This window comes from Pseudodesulfovibrio indicus (genome assembly GCF_001563225.1).
Taxonomy (GTDB): domain Bacteria; phylum Desulfobacterota; class Desulfovibrionia; order Desulfovibrionales; family Desulfovibrionaceae; genus Pseudodesulfovibrio; species Pseudodesulfovibrio indicus.
This window is the reverse complement of the sequence record NZ_CP014206.1, coordinates 785,953-806,973: the sequence shown is the minus strand read 5'-3', so window position 1 is coordinate 806,973 and position 21,021 is coordinate 785,953. Positions and strand designations below refer to the sequence as shown.

Sequence of the window (21,021 nt, the reverse complement as noted above, 5' to 3'; positions counted from 1 at the left end):
ATGTCCGATTTCTTCATCCGGCGGCCCATTTTCGCCTGGGTCATCGCCATCGTCATCATGCTCGGCGGCCTGCTGGCCCTGCGGACCCTGTCCATCTCCCAGTACCCCGAGATCGCCCCGACCACGGTCAGCATTACCTGCACCTACCCCGGCGCGGACGCCAAGACCGTGGAAAACTCGGTGACCAAGGTCATCGAGCAGGGCATGACCGGCATCGACTACCTGGACTACATGACCTCCACCTCGACCTCCACGGGCCGGGCGGAGATTTCCCTGACCTTCACCAACGCGGCCGACCCCGACGTGGCCCAGATGCAGGTCCAGAACAAGCTGCAGCAGGTCACCTCCCAGCTGCCCGACGTGGTCCAGTCCAACGGCTTGAGCGTGACCAAGTCCTCGGCCAGCTTCCTGATGGTCCTCGGTTTCGTCTCCATGGACGATACCATGACCTCCACGGACATCGCCGACTTTGTGGACAGCTCCCTGAACGATACCCTCAAGCGAGTGGAGGGCGTGGGCGACACCCGGTTGTTCTCCTCGTCCTACGCCATGCGCATCTGGCTCAACCCCGACCAGCTCAACGAATACTCGCTCATGCCGAGCGACGTGGCCAGGGCCATCGAGGCCCAGAACACCCAGATCTCCGCCGGCCAGCTCGGCGGCCTGCCCGCCGTCCAGGGCCAGCAGCTCAACGCGACCATCACCGCGCGCAGCCGGCTCCAGACGCCCGAGCAGTTCCGGGACATCATCATCAAGAGCTCCACGGACGGCTCGGTGGTCCGCATCCGCGACGTGGCCAGGGTCGAACTCGACGCCGAGAGCTACACCACCAGCACCACCTACAACCAGCACCCCACCGCGGGTCTGGCCATCCAGCTGGCCACCGGGGCCAACGCCATCCAGACCGCCGAGGCCGTGGTAAAGACCATCGACGAGCTGAAGCCCACCTTCCCGACCGGCGTCGAGGTCGTCTATCCGTACGACACCACGCCGTTCGTCAAGCTGTCCATCGAGGACGTGATCGAGACCCTGATCGAGGCCATCATCCTGGTCTTCATCGTCATGCTCCTGTTCCTGCAGAACCTCCGGGCCACGTTCATCCCGACCATCGCCGTGCCCGTGGTCCTGCTCGGCACCTTCGCGGTGCTCTCCGTCATGGGCTACTCCATCAACACCCTGACCATGTTCGCCATGGTCCTGGCCATCGGCCTGCTGGTGGACGACGCCATCGTCGTGGTCGAGAACGTGGAGCGCGTGATGGCCACCGAGGGCCTCGGCCCGCGCGAGGCCACGCGCAAGTCCATGAAGGAGATCTCCGGCGCGCTGGTCGGCATCGCCACGGTCCTGTCCGCCGTCTTCGTGCCCATGGCCTTCTTCGGCGGGTCCGTGGGCGTCATCTACCGCCAGTTCTCGGTGACCATCGTCTCGGCCATGATCCTGTCCGTTGTGGTCGCCCTGATCCTGACCCCGGCCCTGTGCGCGACCATGCTCAAGCCCGCGCACGGCGAAACCAAGAACCGCTTCTTCGCCTGGTTCAACCGGGTTTTCGACCGGGGAACCACCGGCTACCACGACGGCACCGCCTGGATGCTCCGGCGCATGGGCCGCTTCCTGCTGGTCTTCCTGCTCATCACCGGGATCATGGGCTGGATGTTCTACCGACTGCCCAGCTCCTTCCTGCCCTCGGAGGACCAGGGCATCCTGATCGCCATGGTCCAGCTCCCCACGGGCGCGACCCAGGAGCGGACCAAGCGGGTCCTGACCGAGGTCAGCGACCACTTCCTGAACAACGAGAAGGAGGCCGTGGAAGGCGTCCTCACCGTGACCGGGTTCAGCTTCAGCGGCGCGGGCCAGAACGTGGGCATCGGCTTCATCCGGCTCAAGCCCTTCGACGAACGCAAGGACCCGGCCCTTTCGGCCCAGGCCGTTGCCGGGCGGGCCATGGGCGCGTTCTTCAAGAACCGCGAGGCCCGGATATTCTGCCTGGCCCCGCCCGCCATCCACGGCATGGGCAACTCCAACGGCTTCGACTTCTACCTGCGCGACATCAACGGCGCGGGCCACGAGCAGCTGATGGCCGTGCGCAACCAGTTCCTGGGCATGGCCGCCCAGAGCCCGCTGCTGGCCAACACCCGGCCCAACGGCCAGGAGGACGAGCCGCAGTACCATATCGACATCGACCAGGAGAAGGCCAGCGCGCTGGGACTCTCCTTCTCGGACATCAACACCACCCTGTCCACGGCCTGGGGCAGCGACTACGTCAACGACTTCATCGACCGCGGCCGGGTCAAGCCGGTCTACCTCCAGGGCGACATGGACTTCCGCATGCAGCCGGAGGATGTGAACCGCTGGTTCGTGCGCAACGACAAGGGCGGCATGGTTCCCTTCGCCTCCTTTGCCAACGGCCGCTGGACCTACGACTCCCCGCGCCTGGAGCGGTACAACGGCTCCTCCGCCCTGGAGATCCAGGGCCAGGCCGCCCAGGGGGTCAGCTCCGGCGACGCCATGGCCGAGGTCAAACGGCTGGTCGCCCAGCTCCCGCCCGGCTACGCCATGTCCTGGACCGGCCTGTCCGCCCAGGAGGAGCTGTCCGGCAACCAGGCCGCGCCGCTCTACGCCATCTCGGTGCTCGTGGTCTTCCTCTGCCTGGCCGCCCTGTACGAGAGCTGGTCCATCCCGTTCGCGGTCATCATGGCCGTGCCCATCGGCATCTTCGGCGCCCTGCTGGCCGCCACCACCTTCGGCCAGAGCAACGACGTCTACTTCAAGGTCGGCCTGCTCACGACCATCGGCCTGACGGCCAAGAACGCCATCCTCATCGTGGAGTTCGCCGTGGCCGAACAGGCCGCCGGGCTGGGCGTGATCGAGGCCACCCTCAAGGCGGCCCGGCTCCGGCTGCGCCCGATCCTGATGACCTCCTTCGCCTTCATCCTCGGCGTCCTGCCCCTGGCCGTGGCCTCGGGCGCGGGCTCCGGCGCGCAGAACTCCGTGGGCATCGGCGTCATGGGCGGCATGCTCTCGGCCACCGTGCTCGGCGTGTACCTCATCCCGCTGCTCTACGTGGCGCTCAGGAAGGTCTTCAAGTACAAGCCCCCGGTGGAAGACGACGAGACCGGCACGGCCTAACGGACCGGCCGCAAGAACCGAAACCCCACAGGCCATGGCGGACCCCCGCCATGGCCTTTTTTCCGTCTTCGCTCCCGGCCGCCCCCCGCTTCCTTCAAGCCGCGCATCTTGTCCGCGCCCGGGGAGTCTGGTACTCCTCGAGGGACGATTTCAAAACGATCCGGGAGGATATATGGGCCAGGACAGGAAGCGCGCCATGGGGACCGAAGCGGTCTGGGCGGGAGAGGACCGGTTATTCGAGGGCAATGCCACGCAGGTGCCGGTGGTGCACAGCGTTTCCTTCGGCTACGACGACATGGACGAGTGGATGGACGTGGCTCTGGGCAACCGGCCCGGCCACATCTACAGCCGCAACACCAACCCCACGGTCTCGGTCTTCGAGGAGAAGATTCGCGTGCTGGAGGGCGGCGAGGCGGCCACCAGCGCGTCCAGCGGCATGGGCATCATCTCCAACGCCCTGTTCTCGCTCCTGGCCCCCGGCGACCGGGTGGTCTCGGTCAAGGACACCTACGGCGGCACCAACCGGATGTTCACCGAGTTCCTGCCCCGGGTGAAGGTGGACGTGACCCTGTGCGACACCATGGACCATGAGGCCATCGAGGCCGAAGTGGCCAGGGGATGCAAGATCCTCTACCTGGAGACCCCGACCAACCCGACCATCAGGATACTCGACCTGGAGCGGCTGTCCCGCGCGGGCAAGGCGGCGGGCGCGACCGTCCTGGTGGACAACACCTTTGCCACGCCCATCAACCAGAACCCGCTGGCCCTGGGCGCGGACCTGGTCCTGCACAGCGCCACCAAGTACCTGGGCGGCCACGCGGACGCCCTGGGCGGCGTGGCCGTGGGCAGCCGGGAGCTGATCAAGACCGTCTATTCCTACCGCGAGATCGTGGGCAACGTGCTCGATCCCATGGGCGCGTACCTCATCCTGCGCGGCATGAAGACCCTGGCCCTCCGCGTGGAGCGCCAGAACGCCAACGCCCTGGAGATCGCCCGGTTCCTGGAGGGCCACCCCGGCGTGGAGCGGGTCTTTTATCCCGGCCTCGAGTCCCATCCGGGACACGGGATCGCCCGGCGCCAGATGCGCGGCTTCGGCGGTATGCTGAGCTTCGTGGCCAGGGGCGGGACCTACGAGGACGCCTGCCGCATGCTGTCCAGGCTCCGGCTGGCCAAGCGCGCCGCCAACCTCGGCGCGGTGGAGACCATCGCCGGTCCCCCGGCCACCACCAGCCACGTGGAGTGCACCAGGGAGGAGCGGGCGGCCATGGGCATCCCCGAAAGCCTGATCCGCTACTCGGTGGGCATCGAGGACGCTGCGGACCTGATGGCCGACCTGATGGCCGACCTGGACCGCGCCCTGGCCTGAGTCCCTTGACGGGACCCCGCTTCCGGGGCGAAAACAGGCCATGCTGCTCGATGTCCCCTTCCTGCCCCGCGACGAATACGTCGCCTTCCTGCGCGAACGCGCGGACAGGCTCGCCTCGGTCCACTTCTCCCTGGCCGACCCGGCCCTTGCCGACGCCCGCCAGCGGTTGCGCCGCGAACCCCTTGACGACATCATCCGGGGGCTGAACCGGCTGCCGGGCGTGGACAAGTTCCTGCTCGTGAACGCCCGGCTCCACCGGTTCGAGCGGTACTTCGACCCGGACGGATTGCGCCGCGCGGCCACGGCCCTGGACCGGCTGACCCTGGAGGGAGGGCTGACCGGCGTGGTCTTCTCGGACGGCTACTATCTCCAGGCCCTGTCCGACGCCCACCCCGAGACCTGCGCCCGGCTGGAGGCCGTGCCGAGCATCAACACCATGCCGGACTCGCCGGGGAGGGTCTTCGCGCTGCTGGACCTGATCCGGGAGACCGCCTTCCGCGCACCCTCGCGGCTGGTCCCGGACCGCGCCCTGAACCGCGACCCGGCGGGGCTGCGGGCGCTCGTCCGCGCCGTGCGTGAGCGAAATCCGGCCATGCGCTTCCTGCTCATGGCCAACGAGGGGTGCCTGTACCAATGCCCGTACAAGCCCGCCCACGACGCCCAGGTGGCGCTGGTGGTGGAGGGGGTGTGCGGGGACCGGACCTTTGCGGTCAATCGGGAGTTCGGCTGCGTGCGGAGGATGCTCGCCCGGCCCGGGCTGATGCTCGCCTCGCCGTTCATCCGGCCCGAGGACGCCGGGCGGTACGCGGACGTGGTCCACGGCCTGAAGATCTGCGGCCGCAACCGGGGGAAAGCGTTCCTCATGCGCGCCGTGGACGCCTACCTGGACTCCTCGTACCGGGGCAACCTCCTGGACCTGATGGACGCCATGGGCGACCTGGCGGACCGGGTGCGCATCCCCAACGAAGCGCTTCCCGCCGACTTCTTCGACCGCGTGACCGGGTGCGCCAAGGAGTGCGGGCCGTGCGGCTGGTGCGCGGCCCTGGCCGAGCGGCTGGCCACGCGCACCGATCCCGGCCTGGAGCGGTTCGGGGCCTGACCGTTTGCATTCGCCGCGGATTGACGTAGACTGTCCGCCATACGCAAACAACCCGCCATCTCAGGAGATACCATGAAAAAATCCCTCGGCCCCAACACCTTGGCCCAGCCTACGCCCGTCTGGGCGGTGGGTTCCTACGACGAAGAGGGCAAGCCCAACGCCATGATCGCCGCCTGGGGCGGCATCTGCGGCTCGGACCCCGCCTGCCTGACCGTGTCCGTGCGCCCCGGCCGCCACACCTTTGCCGGGATCATGAAGCACCGCGCCTTCACCGTGTCCGTCTGCCCCGCGCCCCTGGCCGCCGAGGCGGACTACCTGGGCATGGTCTCCGGCAAAAAGACCGACAAATTCGCGGACACCGGCCTGACCCCGGTCAAGAGCGACTGCGTGAACGCGCCCTACGTGGACGAGTTCCCGCTGATCATCGAGTGCGAGCTGCGCGAAACCGTGGACCTCGGGGTGCACGTCATGTTCGTGGGCGAGATCCGCGACGTGAAGTGCGACGAGGACAAGCTGGTGGACGGCAAGCACCCGGACCCGGAAAAAATCCTCCCCCTGATCTTCTCCCCCGGCACCCGCGCCTACCACACCGTGGGCCAACAGGTCGCCAAGGGCTTCGACGCGGGCCGGAAGTACCTCAAGAAGGACTAGCCCGAAATGAACCGCGTCCTCCCCGTCCTTCTCCTCGCCCTGGTCCTGATCGGCGCGGGCTGCGCGCGCAGGAGCGCCGGGCCGGCGGAACTTGTTCCCCTGGCCCAGGACGCCGGGGCGTATCACGGGCTTGCGGACGACGCGCGGCTCATGGACGAGGGACGGCAGGCCGTGGCCTGGGAAGCGTTTCTCCAGCGCCTCTTCGATCCGTGGGAGCGGGCCGGGGCCGAGACCCCGGCCGATGACGCCTTCTGGGGGCTGAAGGCGTTCGCGGGCAAGCGGCTGTTCGGCGAGAACAGCCTGCCCGGCGATCCGGCCTGGCTCGACGCCATGGCCGTTGCCTCGCGGGTGGACGACTACCCGTCCCTGAACCGGCGGGCCATCGCCGTGGTCGACACGTCCATGCGCGCGCTGCCCTCGATCCGGCCCGTGTTCTACGACCCCGCCCTGCCCGGCGAGGGGTTCCCCTTCGATTACATGCAGAATTCCCTGGTCCTGGCCGGGACGCCGCTCCTGGCCGTGCACGAGAGCGCCGACAAGGCCTGGGTCCTGGTGGAGTCGCGCTTCACCTACGGATGGGTCCCGGCCACGGACCTCGCCTGGGTGGACGACGAGTTCGCCCACGCCTACCGCAGCGGCCTGTACGCGGCCGTGACCAGGGACCGCGTCCCGGTGGTGGACGAGGGGGGCGTGTTCCGGTTCGAGGCGTCCATCGGCTCCCTGCTGCCCCTGGCGGGCGAGGGGAGCGAGGGCGGCTGGACCGTGCTGGTCGCGGCGCGCGGCGCGGACGGCGAAGCGGTGCTGCGGCGCGCCCGCATCCCGAGCGATGACGCCGAGATTGCGCCCGTTCCGGCCACGGCCGGGAACTTCGCCCGGCTGGCCGACCGCATGCTCGGCCAGCCCTACGGCTGGGGCGGCCTGTACCGCAACCGCGACTGCTCGGCCACGACCATGGACCTCATGGCCGCCTTCGGCATCTTCCTGCCGCGCAATTCGAGCCAGCAGGCCAAGGTCGGCTGGGTGGTGCCCCTGGAGGGCGAGGACGACACGGCCAAGAAGGCGCGCCTCCTGGCCGAGGGCGTGCCGTTCCTGACCCTGGTGCGCAAACCGGGCCACATCATGCTCTACATCGGAAGGACCTCCGGCCCGTCCGGGGACGAGCCCGTGGTCCTGCACACCATCTGGGGGCTGCGGACCAAGGTCGGCGACGCCGTCGGCCGCGCGGTCATCGGGCGCACGGTGATCACCACCCTGGAGCCGGGCGCGGACCTGGAGACCCTGGACCGGCCCGACGGCGTGCTGATCAACGCGGTGCGCTCCTTCAACACCCTGCCCTGACCGGTTTTTGACGCCCCGGCGCAAAAGGGCGCCCCGCCGCGTGCTCAAGGCTTTGCAACGGGCTGATTTCCCGCGCCTTGCCCGTTTGGTAATGGCCCATGCATCAAACCGGGCATGAAACGAATCCCCCTGGCCTCCCTTTCGCTCCTGGCCCTGGCCGCGCTCCTGCCCGGCTGCCTGGCCGCCAACGCCGCCCTCGGCGTCATGGGGCTGTTCGGCCCGCCCGCCGTACAGCTGGTTGGGGCGGCCTATGCCGTGGCCGAGTACTCCTACGAATATTCCGTCAACGACCGCACCCCGGACGAGGTCATCGCCGCCAGGCTTTCGTGGGTCTTCCCGACCGACGACGGGCCGTCCATGACCGAATACGCCTCGGCCTTCCGCCGGACCGTGACCGCGGGCGACCCGCGCATCCCGACGGCGACCCTGCCGCAGGGCGCGACCGAACCCACGCTCACGGCCCTGGCTGCGCCGGAACCCGACCCCGCACCGCTATCCGCCCTGCGGGCCGTTCCCAAGCCCGCCTCAAGGCCGGTCGCCGTCCAAAAACCGGGTCTGCGCAAGTCGCGGACAGTTCCGGCGCAGGTTGCGCAGGCCGCTCGCCCCCAGGTCCGCAGGCCGGTCCTTCACGCCTACGTGGAACGCGCCGCCGATCCGCTCCTCGAACGCCTGCAGCGGATGGAGCAGGGGCTGCGCCAGGCCGAATCCCTGTACCTGGCGGACGGGGACGGCGGGCTGTTGCTGTCTGTCCCGGCCCCGGAGGCGGACCCCAGCGCCCAGGGCGTCAGCGGGTCCTGGTCCATCCGCCACCCGGTCATGAAGACCGTGCCGGGGCCGGTTCTCCGTCCTGTTCAGTCCACGGCGGACTCCAGCCGCTCCCTGAACACGTAGTTGCTGATGTGCCGGTCGCGCTGCTCGCGGATCCACCGCTGCAGATCCTCCGGCAGGGCGCGCCACGACCCCTTGTCGTCCCGCTTCCAGGCGGGCAGCCCCTTGTCCCTGACCAGATCCGTGATGTTGCGGGGGTTCTCCCCCACGGCCTCGCAGATTTCCTTGGCTCCCTTCAGGCAGATGTCCGACATGCGCGCACCCGCCTATTCCGTGATCTCGAATTCAAAGGAAGGGGCGTCCCCGCACAGCGCGAGGAATTCGCCCAGGGCCGCGCGGGAGTCGAGCACCGCCCGGTCGCGCCCCAGCCGACCGAACCGGCTGCCCAACAGTACGCACCCCCTGGTGTCCCCGGCCACGTTGCCCGCGTGGAACAGGATGTGGGACCGGCCCGGCACCCCGGTGATCTCGAAGGTCGACCCGAAGGCGGGCGACTCCACGCGCTCGCACCCGTACCGTCCCGCCGGGATGCAGGACACGTCCGGCCGGTTCCCCCGGTCCGGCGGCTCCATGGTCACACAGACCACCCGCCCCCCGACCCGGAGGACGCCGAAGGTCCCTTCCTCGCCTTTTTCCAAGCGAACAATATCAACTTTTTCCATGAATTATCCCTCCAATTTGCTTTCTGACCATTCCGGTTTCAGCGATTTATAGTCATTTGACTATTTGCAAGTCAACCAATTTTACCATTTCTCTTTAGACATTTGCCAAATTCTATGTATAAGTACGGGCAACCATTGCAGGGAAAAGGGGGAGAAATGGGATTCACCGACGACGTTCGCCGCGCGCTCATCGACCGCATCGGTCCCGGCAGACGCTATCCCAACAACAAACGAATGGCCGACGAACTGGGCGTGGACCCGTCGCAGCTCAACCGGTTCCTGAAACGGGAGCGCGGCCTGAACAGCGACTCCCTGGGACACATCCTGGACCGCGTCGGCGTGACCCTGACCTTCGGGGACGAGCCCGCGGACGCGGCCCGCGAGGTCTGCTTCAGGCCGCCCGGAAGGGCCGTGCCCGGCGGACCTGCCCCCAGGGGGGAAGACTACCTGGCCGTCCCCCTGGCCGAGCCCGCCCTGGTCGCCTCGCGGGGATTGATCCCCGAGGACCGGGTGCAGGGCTGGGTGCTGGTCTGGCGGCACCAGGAGTCCATCCGGTTCCGGACCAACCTGGCCGCCGTTGAGATCGCCAAGGGAGACCTGTCCATGGCCCCGGCGCTGGGTCCAGGCGACATCGTGGTGGTGGACCGCAACGACCGCGATCCCGGCCAGTCCGGCAGGCTGATGCTCGTCTGCCACCCGGACGGCGAGGCCCGCATCCGACGCGTGGGGACCCGGCGGCTCGACGACGACCTGGAGCTGATCTTCTACTCGGACGACAGCAGGGAACACCCCCCGTGACCTACCGCCTGAACCGCGACTACGACGGTGCGGTGGAGCGGGCCATCGGCGGCAGCGCGGTCTGGGCCTGGAGCGACATGACCAGGAAATAGCCGTTTTCACAACAAGGAGACGCCATGTTGGACTTTCGACACATTTTTGCCCGGTTCGCGCGGCTCGCCCCTGTCCTGCCGCTCCTGCTCTGCCTGGCCGTCCCGGCCCGGGCGTCCGGCCCGGACGGCGAGGGCATTGCGGCCCTGCTCGGCAGCCCGGACCCCGCCGAGCGGTCCATGGGGCTGTCCGTTCTTGCCGGTCGCGGCCAGGACGCCCTGCCCGGGCTGATCCGTGCCATGACCGACCCCTCGGCCCGAATCCGGCGCGGAGCGGTCATCGGGGTGGCCCTCCAGCCCGCTCCGGCCCTGGCGGACGACGGGTTGCTGCGCGCCCTGCGCGACGACGACGCCACCGTGCGCAGCCTGGCCGCGCACACCCTGGCGCGCATCGGCGAACCGGTGGCCGGGGATCTGGCCGCGCTCCTGGGCGACCCGGACGACAAGGTCCGCGTGGCCGCCGCCCTCGCCCTGAGCCGCATGGGAACCGGAGCGATCCCGGCCCTGTGCTCCGCCCTCGACTCCCCGGACCCGGCGGTCACGGCCAAGGCGGCCTGGCTCCTCGGCGCACTGGGGTCGGACGGCCTGCCCGCTGTCCCGGCCCTGACCCGGGCCCTGGGGACCAGCGACATGCGGCTGGTCCACGTCCTGGCCGAAACCATCGACCTCATCGGGCCGGCCCCGGCCATGGCCTGCCAGGAGCTGGCCCTGATCGGGCTGCGCACCGGCTGTCCCGTAACCCGCATCGGCGGCGGGGCCGCGCCCACCCTGGTCAAGCTGCTCGCCCGGCCCGGCACGCCGCTGGGCCACATGGCACTCTACGCCCTGGCCCGCATGGGTTCCGAGGCGGAACCCGCCCTGCGCGCGGCGCTGGCCACCGGCACCGAAGGGCAGAAGGCGGCCGCCGCCCTGCTGCTGACCGGCATCGACCCGACTCTGGCCCATTCCCTGCCCGAGGACCTGCGCAAGACGCTGGCCGGGACCATGCACATACAATAGGAGCAACAATGCCTGAACTGATCTATGCCCTGATCTGCTCGGATCTGATCATCGACAAGGAATCCAGCTCGACGTCCTTCATCCGGACCATCGAGCACGCGGTGGTGCCGGAACTTCCGGCCACCCTGCCGTCCATCTATTTCGCCAGCCTGTGGGACCTGGAAAGCGCGGGCGACACGCCCTTTTCCGTCTCCCTGATCCTGGTCCGGCCCAACGGCGAGGACGTCACCCTGGGGGTGCAGGAGATCAAGCCCGGCGGGACAATGCTGCACAAGATGAACTTCCAGCTGCCCGGCCTGCGCGTGGAACAGGAGGGCAAGCATGTCCTGGCCGTGGCCATGAAGACCGACGGCGACTGGGTGACGAAAGCCCGCCTCCCGCTGTACGTTTTCCAGAATCCAGGCACCTAGCCGACCGGAAAATACTTTGCAACAGGCCGCCTCATGCATAATCTACTTATGCATGAGGCGGCCTGTTGCATTTGCTGTTACGCAATTGCATCGCCTTTGCATTACTTTCCAATGCAACTTGCGAGAAAAAACCAATACATCTTGTTCAAAACTAAAACTTATTATTATAATTTAGTGTTTTTTCAAAGTAAAATAGGACATTAGATGCAAAAAATTGTGAGTTTTTACTGGACATTTGGCTTTCCCGTTCCTATCTTTGAATAGTCAATTCTATAGTTATTACATCATCTATTTTTGCCGTTCCGTGCGGTAAAAGGTCCAGGGGGAAGCAATGCGTTTGGTCGTGGTCATGAAGCCCGAAGAGGGGAGCGAGCTGCCCTCGGCGGAGGATCTGCGGCGGGCCGGGTTCGCCGTATCCGGAGCCGTGGGTCCGGCGCGGGAGGAGGGCCCGGCCCCCGGGCCGCACGATGGCCGGGACGAACCCGGCGAGGGCAAGCCCTGCGGCGGGGAGGCGCAGCCGTAACCCGAAGCCGCACCCAAACGACAAAGACCCCGGCGTCCTGGACGCCGGGGTCTTTGTCTGCGGAAAGCCGAAAAAGCCTAGAGGATGTCCTCGTATCCGTCGAGGGCCTGGTCCACCGGGGCGTCTTCGTGAACGATCCGGTTCAGGACCTCGACCAGCCGGGTGGGGTCGCGGTGCTGGAACACGTTGCGACCAACGGAGAGTCCCGCGCCGCCTGCGTCGATGGAGGTGCGGACCATGTCCAGGAAGGCGCGGGTGGAATCCATCTTGGCCCCGCCCGCGATAACCACCGGCACGCAGGCGCATTCCACCACGCGGGCAAAGGATTCGGCGTCGCCGGGGTAGTTGACCTTGACCACGTCCGCGCCCAGCTCGGCGCCCACGCGGGCGCAGTGGGCCACGACCTGCGGGTCGTACTCGTCCTGCACCTTGGGGCCGCGCGCGTAGATCATGGCCAGCAGCGGCATGCCCCATTCCGAAGCCGAGGCCGCGACTTGGCCCAGGTCAGTGAGCATCTGGCCCTCGGTCTCGTCGCCCAGGTTGACGTGGACGCTGACGCCGTCCGCGCCCAGCCGGATGGCCTCCTCCACGGTGGTCACCAACCGCTTGACGTTGGGGAACGGGGAGAGGCAGGTGCCGGCGGAAAGATGGACGATGCAGCCGAAATCGCGGCCCTGCATGCGGTGGCCGAGTTTGACCTGCCCCTTGTGCACCAGTCCGGCGTTGGCTCCGCCCGCCACCATGCTGGTGACCGTGTCGCGCATTTTTTCGAGCCCGGCGATGGGGCCTACGGTCACGCCGTGGTCCATGGGCACGATGATGGTCCGCATGGTGTTGCGGTTGAAAATCCTTTCCAGACGAATGGCTTTACCGATATGCATTGTTCACCTCGCTCCTGGCGGTTTTCGGTCGGATTCCGTGTCACGGTTCACATAATACAGTCGAGACGAAGAGGAAAGCGGAATTCCCGGCTTCGGCCAGGAGGCCGGACCTCCCTTTTGCGCGGAGTTGTTGACGAATGTGCTCCCACGGCCTATCGTCCATATCGTGCCGCCACTTTGCGAAGGGCGTGCCCGCGACCAGATCATCCGCACAAGGGGAGATAGATGAACGACGAGAAAACCTATGAATCCATCTTTGTAGCGCGCCAGCCCATTCTGGACGCCCAGAACTCCACCTGGGGCTACATGATGCTGTTCAGGGACAGCCTGGATGCGGACCGAGCCGTCTTCACCGATAATTCCGAAGCGACCATGAAACTGGTCTCCAACCTCCCCCTGTGCAACACCCCGCACAGCAGCAAGACGCGGTTCCTGATCCACTTCACGCCCGAGGCCGTGGTCCGGGGCATCCCGCACGCCATCCCGTGGAGCAACACCGTCATCATCCTCGAGGAGATCCAGGACCCGGACGAGACCCTGATCGTGGCCCTGGGCGACCTGCTCATTGACGGCTACGAGCTGGCCATCAACAATTTCGAGGGCAAGCCGGGGTGCGAACGGCTGGCGGAGCTGGCCGACACCCTGATCATCGACATGGAAGGCAAGGACGAAGCGGACCTGAACGCCATCGTCACCCGGGGCAAGAAGTTCGGCGCCTCCCGGATGATCGCCAAGCGGGTTGAGGACCTGGACGACCTGAACCGGGCCAAGAACGCCGGGTTCCACCTCTTTCACGGATTCTTCTTCAAGCGCCCCCAGACCGATTCCGGGCGCAAGATCAGCTCGGCCCAGGCCACCCGCGTGAAGCTCTTCGAGATCATCGAGAAGGACGAGCCGGACTTCGACGCCCTGGCCCCGGCCATCGAGGCGGACGTGTCCATCAGCTACCGGCTGCTCAACTTCCTCAACTCCGCCAACTTCAGCTTCGCCACCAAGGTGACCTCCATCAAGCAGGCCGTGGTCCTGACCGGGTGGAAACCCATCCGCAACTGGCTCAGGCTGATCATCCTGACCGACATGACCCCAACGGAAAAGAGCCTGGAGCTGGCCTACGTCTCGGCCCACCGGGCCAAACTCTTCGAGACCGCCGCCCTGGGCAGCGGCTACGAGGACGACTCGGACACCCTGTTCATCGTCGGTCTCTTCTCGCTGCTGGACGCCATGCTCGACACGGACATGAAGGACATCACCGAGCACCTGCCCGTGGACGACGAGGTCAAGGCCACCCTGTGCGGCAAGAAGACCCGGTTCACGCCGTGGCTCGACCTGGCCAAGGCCATCGAGGCGTCCGACTGGGACGAGGTGGGCGAGCGGGCCTCGACCCTGAACCTGCTCCCCGGCACCGTGGCCGTCAGCTACCAGCACGCCTTCACCTGGGCCAACGCCTTCTTCTCCTCCAAGACAAGTACCTAGCCCGCCAAGGGCCGAACCGCATATGCTCTCCCGGCGCGACTTCCTCACGGTCCTCGCCCGGGTCGCGCCGTTCGCCTGGGCACTTTCACCGGCAGGGCCGATTCCCCGCGCACTGGCCGGGCCGGACCGGACATCGCCCGGCGCAATCTTCGCCCTGGCCGGAACCGTGCTGCCCGGACGGGGCGATCCCCTGCCCGGCCACGCCGTGCTGATCCGCCACGGGCGCATCGAGGCTGTGGTCCCGGCCGGCCTCCCGCGGGACCGGCCCGTGGTCGCGCCCCCGGACGCCTGGATACTCCCCGGCGTGATCAACGCCCACTGCCACCACGCTCATACCCCGGAGGACCGGCGCAGGCTGTGGCTCGAATCCGGCGTCACCGCCCTGGGCGACGCGGCCTCTCCCCTGGCCGCCCTGCCGGACCTCCTGCGCTCCCCGGCCGGGACCACGGCCACGGCATCGGCCTGCGGCCCCATGCTGGCCCCGCCCGGCGGCTATCCTTTGAACGCCCACACCCGGGACATGGCCCTGGAGATCAATTCCCCGGCCCGGGGCGAGGATGCGGTCCGCAGGCTGGCCGACCTGGGAGCCGGGTCCGTCAAGATCGCCTTCGAACCGGGTAACGGCCCGGCCCCCCTGCCCCTGTTCGACGCGGCCACGGCGAGGGCCGTCTGCGACACCGCCCGGAGGCTGGGGCTGGGCGTGCGCGCCCACGTGCAGGACCTGTCCGGCCTGGAACCGGCGCTCAATGCCGGGGTGCGGACCATCGAGCACGTGCCGCACGTCCTGCGCACTCCGGACGGCCCGGCCCCGGTCCTCGACAAGTCCGGCGCGGTCCTGCCCGCCTACCGGACCCTGCTCGAACGCATGGCCCGCGACGGGGTGATCCTGACGCCCACCCTGGACGTGCTCTCTCGCACCCCCTGGGGCGGCCCGGCCCTCTTCGAGCCGGTGCGCACCTTCCACGCCATGGGCGGGCGCGTGGCCCTGGGCAACGACTACCCCTACCGGCGCACGGACGCGGGCATGCCCGCGCCGGAGATGCGGCTGCTGGCCGAGGCCGGGCTGCCCCCCGAAGCGGTCGTCGAGGCGGCCACCGCCAACGCGGCCGAGGCGTGCGGACTCCGCGACCGGGGGCTGATCGCGCCGGGCATGGCGGCCGACCTCCTGGTTGTCCGGGGTTTCCCGACGCCGGACGAGCTCCAAGACCCCCTGCACATCGTCAAGGACGGCGTGTTCATCCGCTGAAGGGAAAAATCAGAGACGCCGGGCCGACTCGGGCCTGAGACGCCCCTCGCCGCGCAGGGCACGGTCGAGCTTCGCCAGGGCCTCGCCCTTGCCGGACGGGAGCCGGACCTTGAGGGGCAGGTAGTTGGAGGCGTGATCGGCCAGGAACAGGCCGCGCGTCAGCTCGGTCCCGGCCAGCATCTCGCGCAGTTCGGCCAGGATGCCGTGGGCGTCGGGCAGGACGAACTCGCCGCGTTCGGCCCGCTCGTGCAGCGGGGTGCCGGGGACGAGCATCAGGCTCAGCGCGCCCACCTGGTCCGGGTCCATGGCCGTCAGGGCGCGGGCCGTGGCCCGGGCGTGGGCCAGGGACCGCTCCACCCCGCCCAGTCCGTTCAGGACCGTGACGTTGAGCTTGAGCCCGGCCGCCTTGGCGCGCCGCCCCTGCTTCACGATGCAGGCGGCGTCACCGCTCTTGCCCATGGCCCGAAGGATTTCGTCGTCGCCGGACTCCAGCCCCATGTAGACGATGCCCAGCCCCAGCTCCCGCAGCTCGCGCAGCTCGGCGTCGGTCTTGCGCTTCAGGGACTTGGCGTTGGCATAGGTCCCGACCCGCGTGACCCACGGCAGGTGGGTGCGGATCAGGGAGAGGATCTCGACCAGGCGCGGTTGAGGCAGGATCATGGCGTCGCCGTCGCACAAGAACACGCGCCGCTGGTCCGTGCAGTGCCGGGCCGCAAGCCGGACGTCCGCGAGCACGGTCTCCGGGTCCTTGATGGCGAAGCGCTTGTCCGGATACGCGCCGCAAAAGGCGCACTTGCCGTGGGAGCACCCCAGGGTGACCTGCAGCAAGATGGAACCCGCCTCGCTCGGCGGCCGGATGATCATGCCCTGATGGTCCATGCAACCTCCCTTTGGACAGGGGGACACGATACGGAAACACATGGAAATGGCAAGCCGCGCCACCCCAAATTTATAATAGTCCTGCGGGCGTTTCCCGTTGACCTGCCGGGCCTCGTTTCTTAATTAGAGTGTGACAGGTCAACCATATCACACACGATACTCCATGCCGTTCAAGAAAAAACCCGCCCGCCCCACCTCCTACGTCGCCCTGGACGAGACTTCCAGGGCTCTCATGGATTCGTCGGTGGAGTCCGCCTTCGTCATGGACGTGAGCGGCTACGTGCTGGCGGCCAACGAGGCGGCTGCGAAGCTCTTCGACCTGAAGCCTGGTCAGACCCTCCAGCGGTCCAACATCTACGAGCTGCTGCCCGCCGAGGCCGCCGAATCCCGCCGGGCCAAGATCGAGGAGGCCATCGAATCCGTCCGGTCCGTGCGCTTCGAGGAGGAGATCAACGGGCGGTCCCTGGTCCACTCCATCGTGCCCGTGGCCAACCCCTGGGGCGAGGTGGCGCGGCTGGCCGTGCATACCCTGGACCTGACCAAGCTCAGGCGCACCGACGAGGACCTCCGCCGCGAGCAGCAGCGCCAGATCTTCTTCATGGAGTCCCTGCCCGGCATCGTCTACCACCTCTATCCGGACCAGACCATCCGGTACGCCAACCGCTATTTCCGGCGCTACTTCGGCTCGCCCAGGAACCGCAAGTGCCGCGAGGCCCTGAACTGCTCCGGGACCTCCTGCTCGCTCTGCCCGCCCATGGAGGCCATGAACACGGACCGCGCCGTGGAGTGGGACTGGACCGACGGGCAGGGACGGACCTTCCACCTGCAGTGCAGTCCCATGACCGACTCCAACGGCGAGCGCATGATCATGGTGCTCGGCATCGACATCACGGCCAGGCAGCGGGCCGAGGACGCCCTGAAGAAGGCCCGCGACAAGCTCGAAGACCGGGTCCGCCAACGCACCAAGGAACTGGAAAAGGCGAACATCGCCCTGACCAGCAAATCCCAGCGGCTGGTCACCGCCATGGAGAGGGCCGACGCGGCCACCCGCGCCAAGTCCTCCTTCCTGGCGAACATGAGCCACGAGATCCGGACCCCGCTCAACGCCATCCTCGGCATGTCCGAGCTGGCCATGGCCTCCGGCGAGGAGACCCGCAAGGACCGCTACCTCATGCGCGTCATGGAAGCGGGCAACTCCCTGCTCTCCATCATCAACGACATTCTCGACTTCTCCAAGATCGAGGCCCACAAGCTGACCCTGGAGGAGATCGACTTCGACGTCCGCCGCGCCCTGGACGCGGCCCTGGACCTGCACCTCGTCTCCGCGGAGGACAAGGGACTGTCCCTCAAGGCCACCGTGGACGACGACGTCCCCCCGGCCCTGCTCGGCGACCCCTCGCGGCTGCGCCAGATCATCATCAACCTGGTGGGCAACGCCATCAAGTTCACCGAGACCGGCGGCGTGACCGTTGCCGTGTCCATGACCGAACAACCCGAAAGCACCGAGCCCGGCACCCCGCTCACCCTGCGTTTCGCGGTCAGCGACACCGGCGTGGGCATCCCGGCCAACAAGCAGAAGGACATCTTCCAGTCCTTCCTCCAGGCCGACGACTCCATCACCCGCAAATACGGCGGCACCGGCCTCGGCCTGGCCATCTGCAAGCTGCTCGTGGAGCTCATGGGCGGCGAACTGGGCCTGGATTCCGCCGAGGGCAAGGGATCGACCTTCTTCTTCACCACCCGGCTGCGCGTGGGCGACGTCCGCGCCGTCGAGGCCGAACAGCGCGCGGCCGAGGCCGTCTTCCCGGCAATGGAGCCCATCAACGTGCTGCTGGCCGACGACAACCCGCTCAACCGCGAGCTGGCCTCCACCCTGCTCACCGAGCAGGGGCACTCGGTCCTGGCCGTGAACAACGGCATCGAGGCCCTGAACGCCCTCAAGGAAACCGACTACGACCTGGTGCTCATGGACGTGCAGATGCCCATCATGGACGGCGTGTCCGCCACCAGGGCCATCCGCAACCCCAACTCCGGGGCGCTCAACCCGGGCGTCCCCATCGTCGCCCTCACGGCCCACGCCCTCAAGGGCGACCGCGAGCGGTTCCTCCAGGCCGGGATGAACGACTACATCGCAAAGCCCATCAAGATGCGGGACTTCTACAACACCCTCGCCCGGGTCATGAGCGGCCAGGCCGCCACCCCCGTCGATGTCGACGAGGAGCAGCCCCACGTCGCCGGGGGCCGCCCGTTCGACCGCGAGACCGCCCTGGACATGCTCGGCGGACAGCAGAAGCTGCTCTCCCGCATGGACGAGATTTTCCTCCGCGACGTGCCGTCCGAGATGAACGAGCTGGCCGACTTCTTCCGCCAGGGGGACTGGAGCAACGCCAAGCGGCTGGCCCACTCCATCAAGGGATCGGCGCGCACCGTGGGCGCGCAGCGGCTCGGCGCCATCGCCGAACAGATGGAATATCTCTGCAACCAGAAGGATGTTCCTTCGGCGCAGAAGGAACTTAAAATCCTTGAATCAGACGTGAAGTCCGCGCTAGAGTACATCTCCGGGCTTCGGGAACAGGCCTGAACCGAATCGTCCGTCCAACGCAAAGGAGCCTTGTGATGAAAACCATACTGGTCGTCGACGACGCACCCATGATCCGCGAATTGCTCAAATCCGTCCTCGAAGCCGAAGGGTATCGTGTGCTCGAAGCCGCCGACGGCGAAGAAGCCATCCAGATCTGCCACAACAACGCCATAGACCTGTCCATCATCGATATCTTCCTGCCCAAAAAGGGCGGGCTCCAGGTCATGGGCGAGCTGATCAAGGCCGACAGCTCCCACAAGTTCATCGCCATCTCCGGCGGCGAAGCCTTTAACCCCGAAGCCATCGTCGAACTCGCCAAGGTCTACGACGTGGTCGACACCTTCACCAAGCCCATCGACACCCGTCGCCTCGTGGACGTGGTCCGCACCGCCCTGGCTGATTAGCCGGGGTCCGCCTCCGGGCCTCCAACCGTTGGCGAGTCTTCGAGCCCAACGGCTGAGGGCAGCAGCGATCGGCCAGGGGGAAGGGGAAGAGGGGGGCACCTTTTGCAAAAGGTGCCCCCCTCTTCCCCTTCCCCCTGGACCCCCATCCCCATCTCCCCCCTCCAAAACTCCTTGTCGCCGCTTCGCGGGGGCAGGGCAACGCGCAGGCTGCTCTTCGGAGCGGTTTTTGGCGCTCCACAAGCGGCATACCCAAGCCCCGCCGATAGGCCTTCTTCGGGAACGCCCTTGAGCCGCAGCCTCATACAGCCGTCACCCCCCGCAGCCCCAACAGCGGCTTTCATACCCGGCCAATCCGTCCGAAGGCTCTCTTCGGGAACGCCTTTGAGGCAAAGCCTCAAACAGTGGCTCTCATACCCCGAAGTCCCGTTCAAAGGCCCCTCTTCCTTCGCCCTTCGTACCGTCAAGCAGCAGGGAGCGAGCCCTGTTCTGGACGCCTAGAAGCCGACCGCGAAGGGGCGGCGGCTCCGCTCCCGTGGCCCCTCGGTAATCCATAAAAGGGGTATTCCCGTGGAGGCTCGCACGTTACTTTTCATCAGATGGAGCCGGAAGGCTTCGCAGAGTGGGTCAGCTGTGCATTTTTCGAGGGGGGATTTGACCGCAGCGTAGCAATACTACGTGAGGATCAAATTTCCCCTCGAAAAATGTGCAGATGGCCCGCTATGCGAAGCCGCACCGAGCGGATCGGATTCTTGGCGGTGAAACTCCGGGCGGGGATGCCCCCCCGGCGTTTCTTTGGTTCTTTCTTTTCGCCCGGAAAAGAAAGAACCCCGCCGGGAGGGCTCCAAAAAAACTTGGAGGAGCGCCAGCGACGGCTCTCTCTTCCTCTCCCGCTTCTTCAAAAAAGAAGCCCTCCCGCACTACCGCCGGGAGGGCAAAAAAAGGAGGAGCACCATCAACGGCTCTCCTCTTCTCCAAAAAAATTACACCAGATCGACGGTAACCCCCTCCGCCACATAGAACAAAATCACATATTTTTTCTGAATAATCTCAACCACATCCTCAACACACTTATCCCCCATATCCGCTATGGAGACATAGGCGTTCCGCGCTCCCACGCGCCCCGGGTCAACCGCCGTGAACACGCTGGTGAACAACACTCCCTGCTTGCGCAGGTCGCACAACAAATCCGCCAGCAGGTTGTCGTCGCCGTTCAGCCGGATGCCGAACTGCGCCCCGCCCCGCGCGGACCCCGCCGACGCGCACAGGAACCGCAGCACGTCGGCCTGGGTGATGATGCCCACCAGCTGGCCGCCGTCCACCACGGGCAGCCCGCCCACCTTGTGCTTGACGAGTGTCTCGGCCACTTCGGTCATGGCCGCGTTGGAATGCACGGAGATGGGATCCAGGGTCATGATGTCCCCGGCGGTGAGGGTGTAGAGGCCGCCGCCCCGTTCGACCACGGCGTCGCCGGGAATGAACTTGGAGGGCATGGCGTCGCGGATGTCGCGGTCGGAGACGATGCCCACCAAGTCACCCCGGCTGTCGATGACCGGGAACTGGCGGATGTTCTTCTCATGCAGTATCTCGGCGGCGTCCAGCACGGACGAATTCACTCCCAGGGCGATGACGTTGACCGTCATCCAGTCTCTGACCAGCATCCTCCACCTC

19 protein-coding genes are annotated in these 21,021 nt (G+C 67.1%); 14 read left to right on the top strand and 5 right to left on the bottom strand.

Features of this window, described 5'->3' with window-relative positions; genetic code table 11:
- From AWY79_RS03745 to AWY79_RS03720, 6 genes are all read left to right on the top strand, one after another.
- Positions 1–3,126 carry an efflux RND transporter permease subunit gene (locus tag AWY79_RS03745; RefSeq protein ID WP_066800474.1) on the top strand — a complete coding sequence of 1,042 codons (3,126 nt, stop codon included), beginning with the start codon at positions 1–3 and terminating at the stop codon, positions 3,124–3,126.
- 172 nt (positions 3,127–3,298) lie between these two features.
- Entirely contained in the window at positions 3,299–4,492 is a 1,194-nt protein-coding gene (locus AWY79_RS03740) for a cystathionine gamma-synthase family protein (RefSeq protein ID WP_066800470.1), read from the top strand.
- Positions 4,493–4,532: 40 nt separating this feature from the next.
- A complete protein-coding gene (locus tag AWY79_RS03735; RefSeq protein ID WP_066800467.1) occupies positions 4,533–5,591 on the top strand; it encodes a hypothetical protein in 1,059 nt (352 codons plus the stop codon).
- A gap of 72 nt (positions 5,592–5,663) precedes the next feature.
- Positions 5,664–6,242, top strand: coding sequence for a flavin reductase family protein (locus AWY79_RS03730; RefSeq protein WP_066800464.1), 579 nt, complete (start codon positions 5,664–5,666; stop codon positions 6,240–6,242).
- Positions 6,243–6,248: 6 nt separating this feature from the next.
- The gene (locus AWY79_RS03725) at positions 6,249–7,580 is read left to right on the top strand and encodes an SH3 domain-containing C40 family peptidase (protein WP_066800456.1); all 1,332 of its coding nucleotides are present in this window, start codon (positions 6,249–6,251) and stop codon (positions 7,578–7,580) included.
- A gap of 114 nt (positions 7,581–7,694) precedes the next feature.
- Positions 7,695–8,471 (top strand): hypothetical protein, encoded by a 777-nt coding sequence (locus tag AWY79_RS03720; protein WP_066800452.1) that lies wholly within the window; start codon positions 7,695–7,697, stop codon positions 8,469–8,471.
- Here the strand turns inward: AWY79_RS03720 and AWY79_RS03715 are convergent.
- Entirely contained in the window at positions 8,432–8,662 is a 231-nt protein-coding gene (locus tag AWY79_RS03715) for a helix-turn-helix domain-containing protein (protein ID WP_066800450.1), read from the bottom strand. The two genes, AWY79_RS03720 and AWY79_RS03715, sit on opposite strands and share 40 nt — an antisense overlap.
- A gap of 12 nt (positions 8,663–8,674) precedes the next feature.
- Positions 8,675–9,070, bottom strand: coding sequence for a DUF5675 family protein (locus AWY79_RS03710; protein WP_066800447.1), 396 nt, complete (start codon positions 9,068–9,070; stop codon positions 8,675–8,677).
- A 156-nt stretch (positions 9,071–9,226) separates the two neighbouring features.
- Here AWY79_RS03710 and AWY79_RS03705 point away from each other — a divergent pair, with 156 nt between their 5' ends.
- The 4 genes from AWY79_RS03705 to AWY79_RS03690 all read left to right on the top strand — a co-directional run bounded on the left by AWY79_RS03705 (position 9,227) and on the right by AWY79_RS03690 (position 11,889).
- Positions 9,227–9,868, top strand: coding sequence for a S24 family peptidase (locus AWY79_RS03705; RefSeq protein WP_233490989.1), 642 nt, complete (start codon positions 9,227–9,229; stop codon positions 9,866–9,868).
- A 116-nt stretch (positions 9,869–9,984) separates the two neighbouring features.
- A complete protein-coding gene (locus AWY79_RS03700) occupies positions 9,985–10,956 on the top strand; it encodes a HEAT repeat domain-containing protein (protein WP_066800444.1) in 972 nt (323 codons plus the stop codon).
- Between the two features lie 8 nt (positions 10,957–10,964).
- Positions 10,965–11,366, top strand: coding sequence for a hypothetical protein (locus AWY79_RS03695; RefSeq protein WP_066800440.1), 402 nt, complete (start codon positions 10,965–10,967; stop codon positions 11,364–11,366).
- A gap of 331 nt (positions 11,367–11,697) precedes the next feature.
- Positions 11,698–11,889 carry a hypothetical protein gene (locus AWY79_RS03690; RefSeq protein ID WP_066800438.1) on the top strand — a complete coding sequence of 64 codons (192 nt, stop codon included), beginning with the start codon at positions 11,698–11,700 and terminating at the stop codon, positions 11,887–11,889.
- A 77-nt stretch (positions 11,890–11,966) separates the two neighbouring features.
- Here AWY79_RS03690 and AWY79_RS03685 read toward each other — a convergent pair whose 3' ends face one another.
- On the bottom strand, positions 11,967–12,770 hold the full coding sequence (locus AWY79_RS03685) for a 2-amino-3,7-dideoxy-D-threo-hept-6-ulosonate synthase (RefSeq protein ID WP_066800435.1): 804 nt from the start codon (positions 12,768–12,770) through the stop codon (positions 11,967–11,969).
- A gap of 225 nt (positions 12,771–12,995) precedes the next feature.
- On the opposite strand from AWY79_RS03685, the gene AWY79_RS03680 reads away from it, so the two are divergent.
- Together AWY79_RS03680 and AWY79_RS03675 are read left to right on the top strand one after the other, a co-directional pair.
- On the top strand, positions 12,996–14,243 hold the full coding sequence (locus AWY79_RS03680) for an EAL and HDOD domain-containing protein (RefSeq protein WP_066800433.1): 1,248 nt from the start codon (positions 12,996–12,998) through the stop codon (positions 14,241–14,243).
- Between the two features lie 22 nt (positions 14,244–14,265).
- Positions 14,266–15,489, top strand: a complete 1,224-nt coding sequence (locus AWY79_RS03675; protein ID WP_066800432.1) for an amidohydrolase family protein — start codon at positions 14,266–14,268, stop codon at positions 15,487–15,489.
- Between the two features lie 9 nt (positions 15,490–15,498).
- On the opposite strand, the gene AWY79_RS03670 is transcribed toward AWY79_RS03675, so the two are convergent.
- Positions 15,499–16,368, bottom strand: a complete 870-nt coding sequence (locus tag AWY79_RS03670; RefSeq protein ID WP_066800431.1) for a radical SAM protein — start codon at positions 16,366–16,368, stop codon at positions 15,499–15,501.
- A 163-nt stretch (positions 16,369–16,531) separates the two neighbouring features.
- Here AWY79_RS03670 and AWY79_RS03665 point away from each other — a divergent pair, with 163 nt between their 5' ends.
- Positions 16,532–18,949 (top strand): PAS domain-containing hybrid sensor histidine kinase/response regulator, encoded by a 2,418-nt coding sequence (locus AWY79_RS03665; protein ID WP_066800430.1) that lies wholly within the window; start codon positions 16,532–16,534, stop codon positions 18,947–18,949.
- A 35-nt stretch (positions 18,950–18,984) separates the two neighbouring features.
- Entirely contained in the window at positions 18,985–19,353 is a 369-nt protein-coding gene (locus AWY79_RS03660; protein ID WP_066800428.1) for a response regulator, read from the top strand.
- 980 nt (positions 19,354–20,333) lie between these two features.
- On the opposite strand, the gene AWY79_RS03650 is transcribed toward AWY79_RS03660, so the two are convergent.
- Entirely contained in the window at positions 20,334–21,011 is a 678-nt protein-coding gene (locus AWY79_RS03650) for a CBS domain-containing protein (protein WP_066800422.1), read from the bottom strand.
- Positions 21,012–21,021 lie beyond the last annotated feature (10 nt).

Excerpts from the sequence above, each read along its gene's own strand:
- AWY79_RS03745 (WP_066800474.1), top strand. The coding sequence starts at position 1 with ATGTCCGATTTCTTCATCCGGCGGCCCATTTTCGCCTGGGTCATCGCC.
- AWY79_RS03740 (WP_066800470.1), top strand. The coding sequence starts at position 3,299 with ATGGGCCAGGACAGGAAGCGCGCCATGGGGACCGAAGCGGTCTGGGCG.
- AWY79_RS03735 (WP_066800467.1), top strand. The coding sequence starts at position 4,533 with ATGCTGCTCGATGTCCCCTTCCTGCCCCGCGACGAATACGTCGCCTTC.
- AWY79_RS03730 (WP_066800464.1), top strand. The coding sequence starts at position 5,664 with ATGAAAAAATCCCTCGGCCCCAACACCTTGGCCCAGCCTACGCCCGTC.
- AWY79_RS03725 (WP_066800456.1), top strand. The coding sequence starts at position 6,249 with ATGAACCGCGTCCTCCCCGTCCTTCTCCTCGCCCTGGTCCTGATCGGC.
- AWY79_RS03720 (WP_066800452.1), top strand. The coding sequence starts at position 7,695 with ATGAAACGAATCCCCCTGGCCTCCCTTTCGCTCCTGGCCCTGGCCGCG.
- AWY79_RS03715 (WP_066800450.1), bottom strand. The coding sequence starts at position 8,662 with ATGTCGGACATCTGCCTGAAGGGAGCCAAGGAAATCTGCGAGGCCGTG.
- AWY79_RS03710 (WP_066800447.1), bottom strand. The coding sequence starts at position 9,070 with ATGGAAAAAGTTGATATTGTTCGCTTGGAAAAAGGCGAGGAAGGGACC.
- AWY79_RS03705 (WP_233490989.1), top strand. The coding sequence starts at position 9,227 with ATGGGATTCACCGACGACGTTCGCCGCGCGCTCATCGACCGCATCGGT.
- AWY79_RS03700 (WP_066800444.1), top strand. The coding sequence starts at position 9,985 with ATGTTGGACTTTCGACACATTTTTGCCCGGTTCGCGCGGCTCGCCCCT.
- AWY79_RS03695 (WP_066800440.1), top strand. The coding sequence starts at position 10,965 with ATGCCTGAACTGATCTATGCCCTGATCTGCTCGGATCTGATCATCGAC.
- AWY79_RS03690 (WP_066800438.1), top strand. The coding sequence starts at position 11,698 with ATGCGTTTGGTCGTGGTCATGAAGCCCGAAGAGGGGAGCGAGCTGCCC.
- AWY79_RS03685 (WP_066800435.1), bottom strand. The coding sequence starts at position 12,770 with ATGCATATCGGTAAAGCCATTCGTCTGGAAAGGATTTTCAACCGCAAC.
- AWY79_RS03680 (WP_066800433.1), top strand. The coding sequence starts at position 12,996 with ATGAACGACGAGAAAACCTATGAATCCATCTTTGTAGCGCGCCAGCCC.
- AWY79_RS03675 (WP_066800432.1), top strand. The coding sequence starts at position 14,266 with ATGCTCTCCCGGCGCGACTTCCTCACGGTCCTCGCCCGGGTCGCGCCG.
- AWY79_RS03670 (WP_066800431.1), bottom strand. The coding sequence starts at position 16,368 with ATGGACCATCAGGGCATGATCATCCGGCCGCCGAGCGAGGCGGGTTCC.
- AWY79_RS03665 (WP_066800430.1), top strand. The coding sequence starts at position 16,532 with ATGCCGTTCAAGAAAAAACCCGCCCGCCCCACCTCCTACGTCGCCCTG.
- AWY79_RS03660 (WP_066800428.1), top strand. The coding sequence starts at position 18,985 with ATGAAAACCATACTGGTCGTCGACGACGCACCCATGATCCGCGAATTG.
- AWY79_RS03650 (WP_066800422.1), bottom strand. The coding sequence starts at position 21,011 with ATGCTGGTCAGAGACTGGATGACGGTCAACGTCATCGCCCTGGGAGTG.